Annotated in this window: 2 protein-coding genes; both read left to right on the top strand. The window is 57.0% G+C overall.

Annotated features, from left to right (window positions below):
- The first annotated feature begins 364 nt into the window (after window positions 1–364).
- Window positions 365–538 carry a BA14K family protein gene (locus tag J2Y63_RS35395; RefSeq protein ID WP_435269837.1) on the top strand — a complete coding sequence of 58 codons (174 nt, stop codon included), beginning with the start codon at window positions 365–367 and terminating at the stop codon, window positions 536–538.
- A gap of 156 nt (window positions 539–694) precedes the next feature.
- Window positions 695–1,018, top strand: a complete 324-nt coding sequence (locus tag J2Y63_RS35390; protein ID WP_256120278.1) for a PepSY domain-containing protein — start codon at window positions 695–697, stop codon at window positions 1,016–1,018.
- The last annotated feature ends 541 nt before the right edge of the window (window positions 1,019–1,559 follow it).

The following is a 1,559-nucleotide window of genomic DNA, read 5'->3' as shown; positions in this document are numbered from 1 at the left end:
AAACACGTCAGGAACGGGATGCTGTCGCCCGTCGAGTTCGAGAAGCAGCAGAAAATCTAACCCGAGGGTGTCTACGAAACTCGGGGCTATTCACTCCAAAGTTGCCTTAGGCGCCGTAGGCTGCATAGCGGCCATGACGTCCGTGTCTCCTTTCTACGCCGCCTCCATTGGTCCCCACCGGTTGGAGATTGGATCGGACGTGGAGCCGGTTCAGTATACGAAAAAGAGACCACAGCGATGGGACAGACATGACAATCGTCGCGGCGACAACTGGCGCGCGGAAAGGCGGGATTGGAATGGGCATCGCGGTTATCGCGACCGCCGCGCAGGCTACCGCCGCAACAGCGCTGGCTTCTGATACCCGCTGGCTGCCTTTGGCGCCGGCGCGATCATCAGCGGGGCCATTAGCAGCCAACAATGGTACAGCGCTGGGTCGCACGCTCAATGGTGCGCCAACCGTTACAGGACGTATCGCGCGTACGACAACACATGTATCCCCTATGCGAGCGTGAGGGCGAAATGCGTGTCGCCGTACTAGCAGTCAGGTAAGCTAACGGGACGTTCGAGGGCCGCGGTATTCTGCGGCCCTTTTGATTCCGGGCGCCTTGCCCTACTGGGGCTGAGAAAAACGGACACTGCCGCGCATTTCCTGCGCCTCCAGACCCGGGCGGTTCCCACACTCCTGGGATCAAGCATGGGAACCTACGTTCGAGATCTTCGTTTCGCCTCCGTTATTGAAACGGAGATCATTATGAGAAGTTTGATATTCGGTATGGGTATCGCCGCCCTCTGTGCGTGGCCAGCACAGGCCCAGCAGCAGGCCGAAAAATCCTCTCCGCAGGCGGGGAAAAAACCGTCGGAAATTTTATCGCTTATCGAAGCAAGGCCCGACTTTGCGCGCCTCGACGAAATGTCGTGGAGCGACCGCGGGTATTATGAGATCCAGTACCGCACAAGCGACAAGGCCCGTGTTGAAATCAATATCGACGCTGGTGGAAACCCAGTGGACCAAGAATAGGCTGCCCCTCTCGAGGAACACGTGCCAAATTCGCGATTAGCCTATGCGACCTGGCAAAACCGTTCGAACGAGCGTCTTTTGCAGCACGAATGTCGATTGGGGCACCTTCATGCAGAATGCGGTCCCTTTTAGTTACCGCGAAAGCTGAACCCGACTGCCGCCAATGCACTCGAGGCGCTTTGCATTGGCGAGCATGTTGAGAGCGCTGACAATCTATTCCTGCTTGTAACCCGTGGCAACCAGGTTGGCCGACCAAGTGGAGGTCGACGATGTTCTTGGCTGTGCATTCGACCGCGACCAGTTCGACGAGCACGGCGTCTTTGCAGGGTTGATTGGGTGTTGGCATTATTTATCTTTCATCGCTCGGACAGGAAATCGGGCCACCGGTCTATGAAGCAAGCGACGCCGACACAGTTGGGCGAATTTCTCACTCCCCTTGAAGAGTTGTAAGCGCTGTTTTCAGGCCACGGCTTTCAGTTCGTGCTTTGCGGCATAGGCCCAAGGCAGCAGGTCGTCGATCTGGCTATTTGGATGATTGTTG

This window comes from Shinella sp. BE166, from assembly GCF_051201095.1.
Taxonomy (GTDB): Bacteria; Pseudomonadota; Alphaproteobacteria; order Rhizobiales; family Rhizobiaceae; genus Shinella; species Shinella lacus.
This window is presented reverse-complemented; position numbering and strand designations above follow the sequence as displayed.